The sequence below is a fragment of the Facklamia sp. HMSC062C11 genome (assembly GCF_001810675.1).
GTDB lineage: Bacteria > Bacillota > Bacilli > Lactobacillales > Aerococcaceae > Facklamia > Facklamia hominis.
In genome coordinates, this window is sequence record NZ_KV802407.1 from 1 (window position 1) to 18547 (window position 18547).

General features: G+C 34.8%; 6 protein-coding genes and 2 pseudogenes. 1 reads left to right on the forward strand and 7 read right to left on the reverse strand.

Annotation, left to right across the window (positions count from 1 at the left end; translation table 11 throughout):
* The 4 genes from HMPREF2758_RS06805 to HMPREF2758_RS06820 form a co-directional block, all read right to left on the reverse strand.
* Positions 1-8109, reverse strand: an 8109-nt coding sequence (locus HMPREF2758_RS06805) for a Cna B-type domain-containing protein (RefSeq protein WP_070609732.1), incomplete at its 3' end; no start/stop codon positions are given.
* Between the two features lie 285 nt (positions 8110-8394).
* Positions 8395-9345, reverse strand: a complete 951-nt coding sequence (locus HMPREF2758_RS06810) for a pneumococcal-type histidine triad protein (RefSeq protein WP_070609733.1) — start codon at positions 9343-9345, stop codon at positions 8395-8397.
* 243 nt (positions 9346-9588) lie between these two features.
* Positions 9589-13293, reverse strand: coding sequence for a YobI family P-loop NTPase (locus HMPREF2758_RS06815; RefSeq protein ID WP_210384439.1), 3705 nt, complete (start codon positions 13291-13293; stop codon positions 9589-9591).
* Positions 13294-14160: 867 nt separating this feature from the next.
* A complete protein-coding gene (locus tag HMPREF2758_RS06820) occupies positions 14161-14712 on the reverse strand; it encodes a hypothetical protein (protein WP_070609735.1) in 552 nt (183 codons plus the stop codon).
* 501 nt (positions 14713-15213) lie between these two features.
* Between HMPREF2758_RS06820 and HMPREF2758_RS08870 the strand changes: the two are divergent.
* A pseudogene (locus HMPREF2758_RS08870) lies at positions 15214-15393 on the forward strand (transposase); the annotation flags it as partial.
* 160 nt (positions 15394-15553) lie between these two features.
* Here the strand turns inward: HMPREF2758_RS08870 and HMPREF2758_RS08765 are convergent.
* From HMPREF2758_RS08765 to HMPREF2758_RS06830, 3 genes and pseudogenes are all read right to left on the reverse strand, one after another.
* A pseudogene (locus HMPREF2758_RS08765) lies at positions 15554-15685 on the reverse strand (hypothetical protein); the annotation flags it as partial.
* A gap of 206 nt (positions 15686-15891) precedes the next feature.
* Positions 15892-16962, reverse strand: coding sequence for a hypothetical protein (locus HMPREF2758_RS06825; protein WP_070609736.1), 1071 nt, complete (start codon positions 16960-16962; stop codon positions 15892-15894).
* Positions 16955-18445: a DUF5677 domain-containing protein gene (locus tag HMPREF2758_RS06830; protein ID WP_070609737.1), complete on the reverse strand. Its 1491-nt coding sequence runs from the start codon at positions 18443-18445 to the stop codon at positions 16955-16957. Before HMPREF2758_RS06830 ends, HMPREF2758_RS06825 begins: the two co-directional genes overlap by 8 nt.
* Positions 18446-18547 lie beyond the last annotated feature (102 nt).

The following is an 18547-nucleotide window of genomic DNA, read 5'->3' on the forward strand; positions in this document are numbered from 1 at the left end:
TAGCTTACGGAAGAGCTTGAAGTAGACTTTCGAACGGGCTTGTTGACCACCCTTCCAAATCTTCTTGGCTTCAATATCAATCTTAGGCGATTCGTAGGTGTTAGTGACTTCTAAGCCTTTTTCTTGCTTGGTAAAGTGATCCAAGATCAAGTCTTGGCCTTGTTCATTCACTTCTTGAACGAAGTAAACATAGACATTACCATCGATATCCGTCTTGTCTAATTCCTTCCAGTTAACTTTCCATTGATTGGATTGGGAAACCTTAGCAGGTTTTTGAACAAATTGATCATCAATCGTATCTCCAGCTTTACGTTTAAGTAGGAAGTAGACATCCTGACGGACTTGATCGCCACCAACCCAGTTCTTCTTAGCTTCGATGTCTGTCTTAGGCACCAGATAAGTATTGGTTAACTTAAAGCCATCGTACATATTCCCTGTCATTTCCAAGATAAAGGAATGATCGCCATTCTTGTAGATCGACTTTGTTAACTCTGTACCGTCCGCATTAATCTCTACGACAGTATAGTTGTGACGGATAAAGTTACCTTGCTCATCCCGTTTGACAATGCCATTCTCATCGACCTGATAAACCGGTAAATTGGACCAAGTATAGCGATACTCATCCGTATTTTGAGAAAGCTTTTGACGACGAGAACCACCTTGGTAGACTTTACCATCCTGCAACAATCGTAATTCCAATTCTCTAGGACGAACAGCCTTACCATTAACCCATTTCTTATGAGCTTCAACGGTGATTTGATTCAAGATATTGCGAATCAGATAACCTTTACCAACAACAGCCTCTCCATTTTTAACCTCACCAGTCTCGATCTTTTGAGATTGAACATAACCATCAAGCTTGTTAAGCTTTTCTTCCACTTGATAGGTATAGCTTAGGTGTTTTTCCAGGGAGCGTTCTTGGCTTCCATCTTCCTTAGTCACAATCTTCCAAGCCTTGTATTCGGTTGGAAGGTCTGTAACTACACCATTCCATTTGTTCTTGTAATTCAAATAGGCATGAGTGTAATTTTTCTTGACGGTTGGATCTACTTTGCGATCAAGTTGATCTTGCGTCGTTTGATGGATGTCAATTTGAATGCTTCCATGAGAATGATTAGCTAAGTTCTCAACTTCAAAACTACCGTCTTCTTTACGATTTTCTTTTTGCCAGATCTTATAGAAATGCATGAAGGTCTTCTTATCTAATTCGAAGGTGACTTCATTCGATTTAGTACCATCATTGGTCTCATAAGTATTCTTCGCAAAGAGTCGATCGAAGTCTAAGCGGTCAAATCCGTCGTAAATCGGCTTACCTGCTTCATCAAAGACTGGTTTACCCTTGTCGTCGACTCTCAAGGTCAAGCTCGGTACGCGCATTGGCAGAATGAAGCGAACAGAATCGCCTACATTAATACCACCCATACCATAAACTTGCTTGATTCGAACTCCTGAGACTTGACGATAGTCGGAAGGAGAAGTCGTCCAATCGTCACCGACCTTATACCAAATCTCAAATTGAGCACCCGCAGATTGTTCAATCTGAACAGGGCCGACTAGATAAGGCATAACCCCATTCTTGTTATCTTTTTGTGGTAACAAGTCGGTGATTTCTAGGTCACGCATTTGTGTGCCAACCCCGAACTTACCGGTATCCAAAGCTTGGTAGGTATATTCGAGACGATAATCGTAACGTTGACCAAAGTTCAATTGAGCCGTTCCTCGGTACCATTCACTGGCACTGCCATCATAACCATACTTCTTATCATAATTATCTGGTACATACCAACGAATATACTTATTGGCTTGGGTCTTGCCCTCACCCACATTAAAGTGAGAGGTCGAACCGCCTGCCCATGGCGTCGACGTGAAATGACCGGTATTATCCTTTTGACCCCAAGTCGTTTCTTTGACCTTCAACCCATTTACTAGCACTTTGAAGAGGTCTGCTCCCTTACCATTGAAGTTTGGCACTTCAAATTCAGGCAATTGAACCACAATACCGTGCTGGTCTAAGTTATGAATACCTGCCTTTTCCATTAATCGACGTAAAGGACTGTCTAATGGCAAGGACTCATAGTACGTTTTCAGACTCGTTACATAATGAGTTTGAATTCCTTTTTCAAAGGCTCTCATTTGTTCCTCAGTCATCGTCGCATTGGCATTATCATAAGTCTTTGTAATAGAATCATAATGCTTCAAGTGTTGCCACTGAGTGAGTACCTTGACTTTAGAATCTTTATCAAAGGCCAAGTCTTTCGGCAAGACATCAAAAATGTAACCATCTTTCAAGACATAATAGCCTTTGCCATTTGCCCCATAACGTTTGCGATCAGCTTCATCCAATTGCCAGTCCTTATCAAGGTTTTCAATCTTACCATTTTCTTCTCTGGTCTTACGGTCTAGCATGTCCAGTCCAATCCCTATCTCAAAGTCGACCGAGTCACCGGCTTTTAATAAGCCTTTAGTCTGGGTCTTCTTCAGAATCTTGTTGTTATTTTCGCTAGTTTCTGATTCCGGTGTATAGGTAATTGTTACCTGAGAGCCTTTCTTAGAAAACTTATTGCGTTCTTTTTCAAAAGGTTGGCCTTCTTGACCTGGCTCTTCGCCAGTCTCGGTGACACAGTGTCCCCAGCCAATACCACAATACTTATTCTTCCAAGAATAGCCCGGTTTCCAAGGGTTGATTTCCTCGTCTTGGCCTAGCACATATTCCGCACCAGAGTTAGCAAAGAATGGACGATTGTAGCCATCTTTATGTAGATAGTAGACAATCAGTTTGATTCTTTCTTTAGAACGTTCAGATTGGTCACCTAGGAAGTTTTTAATATTAACATAGGATTTTGCTTTTTCGTTCCAGACATAGTTAGGGTTGATCAAGTTCCCCTTCGAATCAGCCATTATCTTACCATTGGCCTCAAAGAGATCTTCTGCTGCCAAATCAGAACCAAGCTTGGCAATATAATCAAAGGCAGATTTATTTTCAGTATCCTTTTGAACGAGCTCTTTAACCTTATTGCTATCTAGATTCCTTGCAAGATAGTCAAATAAGACACGTAATTCAGCGTCTTTCAAGTCATCATACTTATCTGCAGTAATTTCTGATAGGCCTGCTTGATTAAGTTTGTCCTTATCAAAGACCCCATCCTTTTCTTTACCCTTTTGGTAGAGACCACGTAAGATTTGAGATTTTAAGAGGTCTTTATTGGTCAACATTTGACCATACTCATCCGTATAAGGAATATCGACTTTCGGCTTGATCACCGTTGTCACTAGGACTTTACGGTTTTGACCAGCCGGAACACCCACACCCTTTTTAAAGACGATTTGGAAGGCATTGAAGACCGAATTCAAGGCATTGTAAGGTGTCTTGGTATCACTGGCTAACTTAATCGAGTTAAGATAAGCTGTCATATCTGCTTTTAATTTTTGGACGGCTTCAGCTTGATTTTCTTTTGGTAATCGTTTAGTTAATTCCATCACAATATCATGCAAGCAGAATGAACCTTTCGGAGCGCTGGCAAGATTAGCTTCAGCTAAGGCCTTTTCAATCGCTGCCATATCGGAAGTTTGCGTATTGGAAGGATCAAAGATCTCTTTCAATTGACCAAGTTCACGGTTAAATTGATCAATCATTGGTGATCGACCCTGTTTATCATAGAACTTAGCAAACAAATCAATCATCACGCGACCCGTTTGCTTATCAATGGATAACCAGTTGGATACGCCACCCGCTTTGACCTTGTTGTACTCATTCATGATATCCACGATCGCTTCCATCATGATAAAGTCCGACCGTTTGATATAAGGATTCACCCCAAGCATCAAACGTTCAACTTGATCAATACCGAAGAGACTTTGATCAACTTCGAATTTACGGCCTGCTTTTAAGGCTGCTAATTCCCAGTCTTTCAAGTCAGCTTCAGGTGCTTTAAAGATTAATTGATTGTAAGTTAGTCGGTTATCCAGGTTCGACTCGTGGAAGATTAATTGCGACTCATATTGGTCTGGATAGGTGAATTGGGTATTTTGATTGTTGTAATTCAAGATCCACTCTAATTCACGCTTAAGATCCAAGTCACCCTTTTCATTTAAGCTGAGCGCTTTACCCGTTAATTTTTGATACTTATCCATCAATTCACGAGCTTTATTTTCTTCAACCGTAGTTAACACCTTGCTGCCAAGCTCATAACCGGTTAGAGCCTTAAAGTTAGCCTTAAGTGACTTAGCTTCTTCAGGATCAGCCGTCTTCAGGACTTCTTGTGTTAAGTATTGTAACAAGAAGTTAGACCGTTGACGGTCGCCTAATCTACGATAAATCAAGTTAAACAACTCGAAGTCCATTTGCTTAGATGGATTACTCAATTCAACAGGTGGAATCTTACTGAATTCATTTGGAACCACTGCTGCTCTTAAACGGAAGGTATGGAAGGTGTTAAACTGTCCATCCTTAAAAATGCTCTTGTTGATCTTTTCGATCGGATCATAGTAACTGGCTTCCCAGTGTGTTTGGTAGACGTGGTGAACTTGATCCCCCGTTTTAAAACCTGGGAATTTAAATTTCAAGACTGTTCCATTGATAATATCAAAAATAGAATCACCTTGAACAATTTTTTCGCTACCATCACAGAGTTTCTGCACGATCGCTTTGATGGTCGATGAACTATGGATCAGGGTTCCTGATTGGTCGTAGACCTTACCATCGCGGTAAATATAAACCTTACCATCATCCGTCTTAACCCATTGTTCAGGTAGGCCAGCTAGTTGCTGAACGCCGTCAGGAAGCGGATTCCAAGTAGACTTGCCGTCTTTATCTTTGACTTCATAGAATGATCCTGAAGACTTAGACAAAGTAAAATGCTTAACCAAACCTGTATAGAATCGGTTAGCCAATTTCGTCAAGTTTAATCCCGATTTAGAAATTAGATTACCTGCTTCATCGACTAGATAATCCTTAATAGCATTTTCGGTAATCTTCTTAGGATCCAATATTTGATTGCCTGGTCCAACATAGATTTGACCTTCACCTACTTGAATCGTATCTGGTAGATTATCTGCCACTTGAATTTGCCGTGGTTTATCCTCGGTAATTTCAGTCAGGATATAAGTACCATCCTTCTTAGCCAATGTAAAACTTCTTAAGACACGATTTAGCTTATCAACCACGACAATGTTTGAACCATCTGCGGTCGTTTGCTTCAATTGGGCTTGATCAATCGCATAGCCTTCTTGATCAATTCCGGCACTAAGGGCAAAACGCCAAGCCACCTTTTCACCTGGCTTACTAGCCGCCCAGACAGGTTGGTCTTCACTGCCGATATTAGAGAAGGTCACTCCTTGATAGGAATAAGTCCCATCGCCATTATCGCTGGCTTGTCCCAGGTATTTACCGGTCACATCAAAGACTGCCCGAGTTTGCCATGTCGCATCCGCTAAGACATGACCATCCTTGTCAACGACATAATCGCCTTGAGGAAGCAGCTTACCGTAGAAACGGTCTCCTTGATAGAGATATTGGCCTTCAAGAACTTGGGTATTACCTAATAATTCCTTACTGCCATCCTCTTTTGTCCGGACATACATGTTGTCTGCTAAAGGCTTATAGGATTTCTCATAAGAGACTAACTGATCATCTATCCATTGATAGCGAATCTTTTGGTCCGAATTAACTGCCTTAAGTTCCCCATTCTCGATCACATAGTATTGAACAGGATCTTCAGGCTTTTCACCCAAGGATACAAGATAATCCCCAACTAGCTGAGCAACTAGCTTGCCATTTTTTAATAAGCGGTTATCTTGGAATTGATAAGCACTCTTACTTCCATCTGCCTTCATCAAGACATTGCCTTCAGTTTTAACAACGTAGTGACGCTTACCCTCTTTATCCAAATAGACAAGTTGTCCTTGTTTATCCGTGAAGAGCACGTCGGTAATCGTATCGACGGTTCCGATGGCTTGCCCATCAACATAAAGTTTTCCGCCTGATTTATAGATCGACTTACCAGCAAGGGTTTTAGCTTCTAATTCAAGAATCAACTTGCCATCTTTTTCGCAGAAGTTAATCCCTTCCTTGTTCAAGATGTGCTTAGCCTTAACCCCATCAGATTCTGGAATAGTAATTTCCACACGGACACGATTAAGTGCCATCGGATCGGCTCCCCCAGCTACTAAGAGATTCGAATCGATAAACTTACCATCCTTCACCAATTGATGTAAGAAATCCAAGGTCTTGGTATGCTTATCATCAATGACCTTGCCATTCTGGTCTACATGCCCTGCATCTAAAGGATTTTCAACATTCTTTTCCTTTTGACCATAAGAATCGGCATCTGGATCATAGGGGTTGGAATAATTGCCAGAACCCGGCTTAGCAAATTCCGCTCCAGGTCCCACATGGGCAATATCCTCGTAGCCAGACTTAGTGATTAGGAAGTTTAATTCTTTTGAAGCGAGCGGATCGCCTTGAAGTATTCTCCTGCCCTCTTCATCCACTTTAGTCTGATAAAGCGACATCTTTAATTTGGCCTTATCATGGAATTCACCATTTAATAAATTAAAAACAAGTCGCGTCGTTGAGAAACGACTGGCCACATCATCATAATAGAGTGTCACTTTAGAGCCAGAACGATCGCTGGATACAATCTTATGATTGCTAAATCCTGGCAGATCAATTCCTGAAAAAGTAAGCGGACTGTTTGAATCCCCCTTCATTAACTCAACTACTAAAGCCACAGGCCCCGTTGCTTTATTGGATACCAATTGTAGGGTTAGGTCAATCGGCGCATTATTGGTCACCGTGTATTGATCTTTATCCAATTTAGCTTGAGGCATTCCTTGGTTATTGTGATAAGTATTGAATTCTTGGTCACTATCGCCCACCGTATAATCGGATTCGATGCTCATTGGGTTTGCCTTCAAAAATTCTTGAAAGGCTTTTTGAGCCGCTTTCAAATCAGCAATCGCAGCATCTACCGCTTCATCGGTTGGTGCTTGACCATAAAGATTATTCAAGGACTTGGCAGCTGCTAATTTAGCTTGAAGCTCATTGGCTAACTGATTATAAGTCGCTTTTTGATCTTCTGGCGCACTGGCCTTGATTTTTTCACGCAAGATGTTATCCGTTTGAGTCAGTTCAGGGACTAATTCATTGCGTTCCTTATGAGTCATCGCCCGTGGAATGTGAGCTTCAAAGGCTTTTAATTGCTCAATCATTTGATGCAAGGCTACCTGGTTAGGCTGCTTTTGATCCGCTAAGGCTTGAGCCTTTAAGATCAACTGGTTGGCTTCTTGAACCTTATCCGCCGATAGACGGGCTAATTTAGCGGGGTCCTTAATGGCATTCAAGTGCTTAAGCAATTCTTCCTTCTTAGGTGCCACTAAGGTTGATGGCTTGCCTTCTTCAGTCGCTGGTGTGACTTGGAAGGATTGCAGTCGATTTAAGGCTTCTTGAAGATCCTTGAGATAACGTTCTTTTTGAAGCGGTTCGCTAGGTTCAGCTTGCTTTAAGAGCCGGTCTACATCATTTATAGCTTGCTTCAAGTAATGTTGTTCTTCTTTAGACATTCCTGAAGGATCCGCTGCCTTATAGCGATTCAAAATAGTTTGAGCCTCTTCCTTGCTTGGTCCTGCTAGTTCCTGGCCGGACTCCGGTTTTTCCGGGTCACTTTCCTTGAGTTCAGTTACTGAAGAATCTGTTTTTGCTTCTTCAATAACCGCTACATCATCAGAACTTGCAGGCTCTGCTTGCGGAAGATTGCGAGTGTCCTCTTGGTTAGCCGGATCGGCTTCTGATGACGACTCGCTTGTAAGCAATTCTTCCGTCGAGGAAGTACTTTCCTTCGAAGAGTTAGCGTCTGACGATGACGGCTGTGGAGTCACAGTCGTGTTAGGCTCTTCCTCTATAGCTGCTGGCTGATTCAGATCTGCCGGAACTGTGGGAGGCGCCTCATTAACTTTGGGCTCAATCGACCTCACTTGACTCGTTGAAGGATGAACCTCACTCGAATCAGGCTGAGTCTCCTGTGCCTGAATGGTTGATAACGTCACACTTGAAAATAAAGCAACTGTTGTTACAGCAATCTTGATTTTGTTCTTAAATATATTAAATTTCATTATCAATCACCACCTTTCTTGGGATCCAATATATCCTCTTCGAACAAGTAACCTTTCGACAATTCGAATTGATTACGACTACATTATACTATTTATATTGTATAAAAAGAAGCTCTTTCACATTAAAATGTCAATAATAAAAGCATTTCTGAACAAAGGATTGATTTAAAGACTTTAAAAAAAAACAAACCCTACTATAAAACTTGACTTTTATTGAATAATGAATGAAATAACCCAAAATAAAAAAACCACCCACTAAGGGTGGCTTGGGGGGCTTGGGGCTAACTAGGCTTGTGGGAGTCCTTCTTTGACTTGATCAAGGGGCATTAGGCTTTGACCGTCATTAGCTAACAGATAGACCCTGTCGTCGACTTTAACTATCTTACCTGCGGAAGTCTCATATAGGACATCCTCATCCTTCAACTCGTAGTCACTAGGCGCAGCTACCGTTTCAGCAAAGATGGCGTCTTCTGGCGCTTGTCCTGGGAAGAGATAGATGTCGCGACCGTAAAGCGTTACATACTCTTCTTCTGTAACATATAAAACAATAAATTCTAAGTCTAGACCTTTTTCTTCAGCGACTTCTTCCGGAGTATGTTCATATTCATAGATGATCTCACTGGATTCATCCAAGCCTAATTGGTCTTTAATCGCCTTAATCTCTTTAGCAACTTCAGGATGAAGGCCAAAAGATTGTAAGACTAACTCATCATTAGAACGAACATTCTTAGACTTGCTGAGGTCTTCTACATAGAGATAGTACTCACCATTGCTCTTTATAATATAGCCATCTTCCACTTCACTGACGACATCGTCTTCGTTGAATTGATAATCTTCAGGTGCTAGCAAACTCTCTGAAAGAATAGCATCAAAAGGCACTTCGCCACTATTCTCATGGAAATGATCACCGTGAGAAGTTGTATAACCATCTTCCGTGATCCCTACCACAATCTGTTCTCCAGCTACTTCATGGTCGTGATCATGGTCATGTCCTTCGTGATCGTGGTCATGGTCGTGACCTTCGTGATCATGGTCGTGGTCGTGGCCTTCATGGTCATGGTCATGTCCTTCATGATCATGTTCATGGTCGTGATCGTGATCATGGTCTTTGTCTTCAACCGTTGACTTGTCTTGGGCAAAGATCGTTGGCGTTGTTTGAGCCAAAGGAGCCATTGCTAATGCAAAAGCCGCGCTAGAGCATAAGATGATTGATTGATATTTTTTAGTGAAATTCATAGTTCCTCCTTGTAAATTGTAAAAATTACTATATACAAATGATAATCATTACCCCTTTGTAAAGTCAAGCGATTTGACTAAACTTTTTAGAGCGTCTAAAAAAGGAACCAAGCGGTTAAAAGTGCGTGGTTCCTTCGGAAATGGGGTTATCAACCCAATCTAAAATAGAGCCATAAATGAATAGGTAGAAACTATTTCTCCTTGATACCATAATAAATGCGTATCAATAGTGGAATTATTCTATTATTTTGTAGGCATAATTCGTTGACCCTCCTTGGATTTACGAGATTTAACATACCCTGAGATTATTAAAGCTTGTCCAATTTTTTCTTTATACTTATTATCTAATAAAGGGTGTTTATTATTCCAAACCATAGATAATTCAGCAATATCCTCAATCGATGAAATATATTGCTTCAAAATATTTACATCTAAATCATTGTTTATCTTTGTTTCAATTAATGCTATTTTTGTATCTAATTTTATATTTGGTGAGTTTAATACATACTGCATAAAAAATTCGTTAAGATTCTCATCTTCCAATTTCTCTAATTTATCCTCCTTATCTAATGACTCTATAAATTCATCTTTTAACTCAAAATTATTAAAGCATTTGCAAATATAGTTAATGTTTGTCAAGGATAAATCACTATATATAATATATTTCAAGATAGACTTTTCAGTTGGCTTTATCTTTTCAACTAAGACACTATCTTTTATTGAATCTATAAGTTTCTTAGAATTTTCAATCGCAATATTACTATTGACTAACCTATATATCAACTCATCAGATAGATCATATTTTAATAGAGTATCTATAACAATTTCTTCTATCTCATCTTCATCATAATTTGCTAACAAAATCATTTCATCGTAATATGAGTTTTTTAATAATTTTTCAATGTTATTCTCCGTCACTTCAATCAACTTGTGGTGAACTAAAGAATTAACTCTATTCTGTGTTAGATTTCGATTGAGAATACTGATTCGTTCATCTGCAAATTTTATGGCAAAGTAAAAAATTTTATCAGTCACCAATGAACTATTTATAAAGTTATTACAAATAGAAATATTATTTTTTAATATATCTTCATGATTATCTTTAGTCAAGTTATTATCTAAATAATCGACAAAGTCATTGCTATAATCTTCAGACATGTTCCAATATACAGCTATATTTTCTGAACAGAATTTAATCTTATTTTTTCGTAATAAACAATCAAGTATTTCTGTAGTTACTGAGCTTTCTTGTAGATCAGTTAATCTTGAAATTACTGTTTCATTCTTTTCTATATATTTTAACTTATACTCATCAGAAATATCGGAATTGATAATTTTTAATAGCATTTCTTCATTATTCGTATATAAATTATTACTCTTATTTTCATCGATATAATCTGATATAAGACTAGTAAAATTTTTTTCAATATATTCCTTGCTTGTTGATAATTCCCCAGAATTATAAATCTCACTCAGCAAATCTCCGTATGTTATAGTCTTATCTAATATCTCTTTAGTTATATACAACAAATTTTTAATATTTAACTGATATGCCTGAATCTGTTCAATAGCTGCTAATCTTTCTTTAACGCAATTTGACTCCGACACATCTTCAAATTTAATACCTGCAGATCGAATATTATTGATAAAAGTTTCAAAATCTTCCTCAGGTATTAAAGAAATTATATTCTCGTTTTGTTCTATATACGTCTTAAATGCAGCTAAGTTAGTTTTAGTTTTATGTGTTAAAACTGAAACTAGTATGTTTTTAAAAGTTTGAATATTTTCATCTTCAGAAACCCTCAAAGTATCAACAAGACTATCTATTTTATTTTCCAATAAAATACCAGAATAGGTTCTTACTAAATCTAAATCAAACTCATCTAAAATCTTCAGTAAATCTTCATAGTTGTCATATGTATCGACAGAATCAACAATAGCTAATATCATATTCGTTTTGGTTTGTTCTAAACACGCCTTAAATATTTTTTTATTTAGTATATTAAAACGACTAAAATCAGACGGTTTCAAACGGCTTATTATCTCACTAGGTGATTCGACATCCAAAAAAATATCAAGGATTTTACCTTCCTTTAGTCCTTTAATATAAATTACATCATTTCTTTTTAACACATTTGATGTATCAATATTAAAATTCCCTTTATAGTACCAATATGTCTCATCTAACAAACCCTCTACAATTAAAAATCTAATTAAAGGAAAATAATGGCTTTCTACAATACCAAAACCATTTATTGAAAAAAGCTCATCCCTTTTTTCAGCGGTCAACTTTGAAATTATTTCTTTGTAACTATAAATCTCAATGTCTTTAATTTGTTGATTTATTTTATCTCTATCTAAATTAAGTTTATTTAGTTCAACAGAAAAGTCTCCCGGGAATTTTTTAACATAATCTTTCTTTTCATCATCATTTAAAATAAATCTATCTACAAATTCACTATAATTATAATTACTACTTCCAGCTGGATGATCGATATAGACACTGGTATTAGGTGTTTGACTCCAATCTTTTAAAAACTGTGACATCGTTTTATCTTGCGTATAAATCGGTCTTACATCAACCGAGATCCTCAATGCCATTGCATCAAATTTATCGTTTTCAATTCTACTATTTATAAAATTGATTTTATCATTAATCTTTTCCAGATCTCGTTTAAAATTACTAACCTCTTCTTTTCTTTTGGATTCTAATTCATCAAATATAGTCCTTATAAAACCTTTATCTTCTTGCAAAAGATCAAACTCATTTGGAAATATATTTTTTAAAGTAATGAGTGCGAATAGCTTATTACTTGCCAGATCAATCTGTCCTAAAGGTATAATTTTAGAGTACACAATATACTCATTAACAATATTTTTTAGAAGCCTCATATCGTCCACATATAAAGAAATATCACTCAATAAAGTTCTGTCGGGAGCATTATCTACGTCCTTTAATAGTTCAATAAGTACATTTTCTGATGTTTTTGAATCTACCACAGGAACTATCGGTAAAATAAAATCAAAGAATTTAGTTCTATTTTTGGAGTAAAATAAACTATCCTTAAGCATATAGACAAATCTTATCGGAAATTCATTCTCGTCATTTACTTTTACATATTTATTTAATAAAAAATTCAGTTCCCTCAGCTTAGTGTAAATAGATGCATTATCATATCTATCTAAATCTTCAAAAACAACAATCTTAGAATTAGAACTTCTCAGTAAGTAAACTAACTCCTTAATATCTCTATCCAATACTGACTCATCACTATTATTATCATTAACATTTGCTTCAGCACCTTTAAAAGCTATTTTTGAAATTTTAAATTTATTTCCCCTATTAAATATGTACAAATAATAAAACAGAGGTACAAATAGCAACAAACCACATAATTTCATCAAAGATATGCCATTAAAATTTTTATACGACTCATTAACAAAAGAAATAAAAGTATCTCTGTTTATCCAAAGTAATATTGAACAAACTATTGAAATAAATGCTAATGACTGTAAACAAATACTCATTTTGCTTTTATTAGATTTAAAACTATATTTACTAAGTGGAATTTTCTTTGATTCAATCTGAGATAATATTTGATTAATGAGTTGTCTTTCAACCCTATTATCATCATCTATATCTTCTTTTTCTTGATTTTCAATACTATAACTACCCTTATTACTATCCACATTTGAATATCTATCATCACTAGTACTACCTTTTTTATAATTTCCCAATGAAACAGTAATTACATCAGTTAATTCTTTTTGACTCACATAAGTGTTCCATACTGTACTTTTCCCTGCACCATATATACCCGTAATTGCGATATTTTTTATATCATCATTACTAAAAGCATAATCAAGTGCTTCAGTATATATAGGATTGTTTTCTTTTAACACTTCAGGAGTAAGCGCATTGAATTCGTTATGTGTTATATCTTTCATCATCTATACCCCCTGTATCTGAATTAAATTACCCACAAATCTTGCTAACTATTGAATAAGGCACTGCCCACCTTTAACCATCTGTGATACCGTTGATTTAATTCTAATTCTTCGTTTTCATTTTTTCCTTGGTAAAAATGATAAACAGACATATATTCTACCTCCAAATTTAAATAGCATTAATAAATCTGTATTTAGTGCAAGGATTAAGATGCCTAGACTATACCGTCTATCATTATGCATTTAGAAAGTTAAGAAAATTCTTCTCTTCTCATATTTCTCCTTAATTCAATTTGGCAAACCATCAAAATATATCTTAATAATCTTTTGTTACCGAGTACTCTCAATACACTCCTAAGTATACCAATGTGAAATATTAAGCACAAGGTTGAAACACAATATATTGCATAATTCCGTTAAATAAGCACAATATATTGTGTATTTTTCGCACTTACCTTCACCCTCAATATATCATTGGTTTCAAAACCAAGTTGATCACTGCAATTATTGAAGTCTTATCGATTAACCTGAATAAAAAAATCTTCTGCAAAAAGCAAGTACTGGTGATTAAGAAAGATTCTAGAATGCATACGGTTAATACAAAAAAGAAGGAATCAAACAGAACTTAACTACTTGATTCCTCTGAAAATTCAATCTGTATACTATTTGATATAGATCTTGTGTATTTAGTGACCATTTTATTCTCTTGCAACATGTTTTTGCTACTCAATCAATAACTTTAACAGTCAGCACTCTTAAATTCTCACCAATTCAACAGAAAACCAATTCTATTTATTTCTAGCTTAATTGGAATGAAAATTGCGATCAGTAAATGTATCCAGATACAATATTCATTCTTAATCAAAATCACAAATGAATATGTTTTTCTAAGCCATGATAAGATGACTTCACCATATTAATGATATCTTCATTAGCTTTAACTAATTCTTCTTCGGTATAATCGCTTAGCTTAGAACAATTTTCACTGACTGTCATTGCCAAATTATTACTAGGTTTAACATATTTAAGAGGAATTCTTAAGTACTGATCCTCTCTCGGTAAATCAAATTTAATCTTACCAAACCCATCAGTTTTACGGCCAATAATATGAGCGATTTCAATTGATAATCGAATCATATTATTTTCAATTTGGTTTATTTTTTCTCGTGATAATGGAAAATGAATGGCATCACACTCTGACTCCATTGTGTTAATTAGTTCAAAAACATAATTAACACTATATAAAAAATCTGCATAATCTAACTCGAATGTTCTATCATTCTCAATTTTTTGCTGCTTAATTTGTTGATGACCAAGATAAGAGGCAATAATAAGACTTAAGGTAGAAATAACCACGGAAATGATTTGAATACACTCAAGATATTCAGGGGCTTGTAAAGCTTTAATTGTACGAATCAAATCATCAAATTGAATTTGCGTTAAAATAATATAGCCTCCCTTTACTTACATATGGAATACCAATAATAACTCTTAAGATATGATGAATCAACATCGATGTTTAATTAGTTTTTAAAATGAGTTTTAAAATAAATAGGGTTGATGGAAGAAATTTTATCTTCCGTCAACCCTCCCCTTTTTCTTAATAAAACACAGACGTCCTTTATATTAAAGGTACCAAGTAATAACATAAAGAACTATCTTGTACCTTTACTATTTTCTGGAAAAATGACCCTAATGTCGTGATAAACAGTCCATCGTCAGAATTAGAACGTGATCTTACCGCATTACCTATTTAGATACAGCTGGTCAAGCTTGTTACCTGACAATGAAAAGCACCACTACCGCGTTAGATGGAATAACGGTCAAAGCCATTGCCATTGACTTCTATCTTACTCACATCCTCTTAATTCGAGAACTTTTCCCAAAGGACTAAAGCGTGTTATTTGATCATGTAACAAATATCTAAAGACCATTAACAACACCTGTCACCACCCCCGATTAAGTAACTAACCCATCGAAGGGATTAACAACAAGATCAAGGTTCGTAAACGAAACATCTTTGGATATCGCAATTATATTCACTTCAGTCACCGTATTCTTTTAATAGCAAAACTTTATATTTCTAGAAGAAATAAATAAACAATCAAGCAGTATTTAGCTGCTTGATTCCTTCGGAAATTGAGTCATCAAACCTATTTGACATAGAGCCTGTAATATCAACGATTCAGCCGGTTTTTGGTGGACTTATGTCACAGCCTCATTTTTTAACTTAACTTCTTAAGAAATTTGTAAAACTCGTTTATTTAAAAGCTTTCAAATTATAAAATACTTTTTTCCCCTTATACTGGGCTAAGTCTCCCAATTCATCTTCAATGCGAAGCAATTGATTATACTTAGCAATTCGGTCTGTACGGCTTAATGAACCTGTTTTGAAACAAATGCACTAATTTCAAAAATCAGTTTGAGAATCTTATTTAACACCTTTTTATGTTAATTTTATGTTACTACACCCACATCATAATAACAAATATTTTATGTATGTTCTTTTAATTAAGACCGTGCTGACATTTATCAATACTTACTAAAATACTGATAAAATTACAAACTATTTAAATAAACTAGATAATTAATTTTATTCTAGTCTACTTCTAAAATCAATAAATCTAACCCTCTATTGATGTCCATTTGTAGTTTATGGTAATCATTTGTAATTTCTAACATCTCCATATAACTTTTATAAGACGTATTACTATCATTCTTTTTTAGAACCTCAATATCAAACTCTTCTTTACGCTTGTTTATTTCAAATAATGTAAAATAGCCTTTTATACTCTTTTCCCTTATACATTTTAATTTATCAATATACTCATTGGGTATCAATTCATCTTGTGTCGGATTGATAAGAAAATCAATAATATAGACGAATTCATGTAATTGTCTAAAACTTTTAAACAATGGTGCTGTATTAAAATGAATACTGGAAATTACTATATGAATAGTCTGACTTATATTACCAAATAGTATACTTCTTAACTTTTCATATTTATTTAATGAGGTCGGGAATTCAAAAGAGATATAATCAAACAAATCACTTATACGAGTTTCGATGGGATATGATGGATTATCATATTCAAACAACAAAATATTTCTCAAATTATTTTCATTTATCACTTCTTCATCTTCAAGATTTCCTGAGAAAGGTAACTTATCTAACTCAATAAGAAAAAAATCTGAAATTATTTTATCAACATTGATGTTTAATTTATCAAAAGGAAATAGATGTCTCATAGGTATAATATAAACAGAATTTTTTTCATTTTTCAACAAACTGATACTTAATGAAATTCCTTTATCTATTATTTCCTCCATTTTTCTATTAAATGACTCAAACTTCTCATTTTCTCTAGACACTCTTAATTGGGACAAATAATCAGGGAAAGGGTCATCAAAAATTAGAATAGAATTTGATAATGATATAATATATTGTTCCGTTTCATCTAAAATATAGTAACTAACCCCAGTAATAATATAAGGGATATTTTCATGAAAAATATTGTCTGCAATTGATGTTATCATGTTCCTATTTTTATACCAAAAACATTGTATATCATCCAAAAATATAAGTTTAGCATTGTCATACTGATTAGAAATATATTGCTCCAACAAATTCAAATAATCATTTTGTATTTGTATTAATGTATTAATCATCCTTACTTTCCCCTTGAATTGATGAATTATGCGGATTAGGATAGTAATCGTCCAATATATCAAAATGCATTTTAAAAACAAATTGTATATCATTATTAACACTAGGTAACTTTTGCTCATTTTCAATATCTAAAATTCCATGATAATGATGACCAGGTGTATCACATTTTAGAATAGAGCTCTCTCTAATTGCTCCCCATTCTGCATGCTCAAACTGCGAATCATACTCATACATATGAATGTATAAATCTTCTAATCCAACCTCTTTGAATTTACTTCTTATATTCTTTCCACCACCAAAATATCTTGTATCTATATCTAAAAATTCTTTATCTGAAAACTCAGATATTATGTAATTTAAATAACTATGATTAATATGTCTTATTTCGATTTCTGGATTTTTTTCGAAATAACGTTCGTATATTAATTTATAATTTCCTAATCCGTAATTTTTATATTGTTCCCAAATCTTACTATCAGGAATATTTTCTTCGTTTGCCAATAAATATTTTGAAATCATCAAAGACTCCAAGCATGACCTCAAGATACTTCTTCCTGAGATTGTCTCAGACAAATTATGGTCTACTAATTCTATTAACCGTTTATATGAAAACATCAAAATAGCTGATAAAACATAAAGTCTCTCATCTAAAGGATAAAAATTTTGTGAAAGTTCTTTATAGTACTTTACTCCCTTGTACACTTCATTTTTAAACCTGTTCATATCTACTGATTGTTCCTCAAATTCCAATACTAATCCCTCACAGTCAAAATACTTACCTAATTTATTCCACAATTCACTTGCGATTTTATACTCGTCAGAAAACACTTGAGCAAATGATGCGTCAATACTACTTAGTTGAACTTCTATCATCTCTCTAAAATTATTATCCTCTATTTCTAAATAATTATTAAGATTTTGAACAAATGAAGTACTACCATTTACAAATCTCAATTTATCCTTTACAACAGCTAAGAAGTATACATTTAGGTACTTAATATCGGTTGATAATTGTGAATATTTTGAGCTAGTTTTTTGAATAGCTTCCTCCAATAAAGATAACCTTTCTTCAATAGTTAATACGTAACATTTAAATGCTCGTTTATATTCTAAAAATTTAGAATCCAAAATTAATGAAAGAGGTGCTAACTTTCCAATAAAACCATACCTTTCTAATATCTCAACAAAATACTTTTGCTCGTAAAGATTAAAAGATAGGATATTGGATAATGTGGGAAGACTAAACTTTTCATCAGAAATTACGCTATTTAAATCATCAAACATTTCCATGCAATTTATTAAATCTTGTCTCCTATTTTTACTATTATTAAGAATTAAAGCTAACCAAATATATTCAGCAGACTTTCCGAAATTCCAATTAACTTCTTTTTCTAATAAGGTCACATGTTCACTGAGTGGTGTTTTTAAAACTCCTTTTTCTTTCTTACTAAATTTATGCTCACTTAACAAACTATTTCTCATGATTTTACCTCATCTTAATACAATTATTAATTGTCAATTTTATAAAACATCTGGACTATTTTGTTCTTTTTCTATAAGTTCATGAAGAGATTCAACCAATTT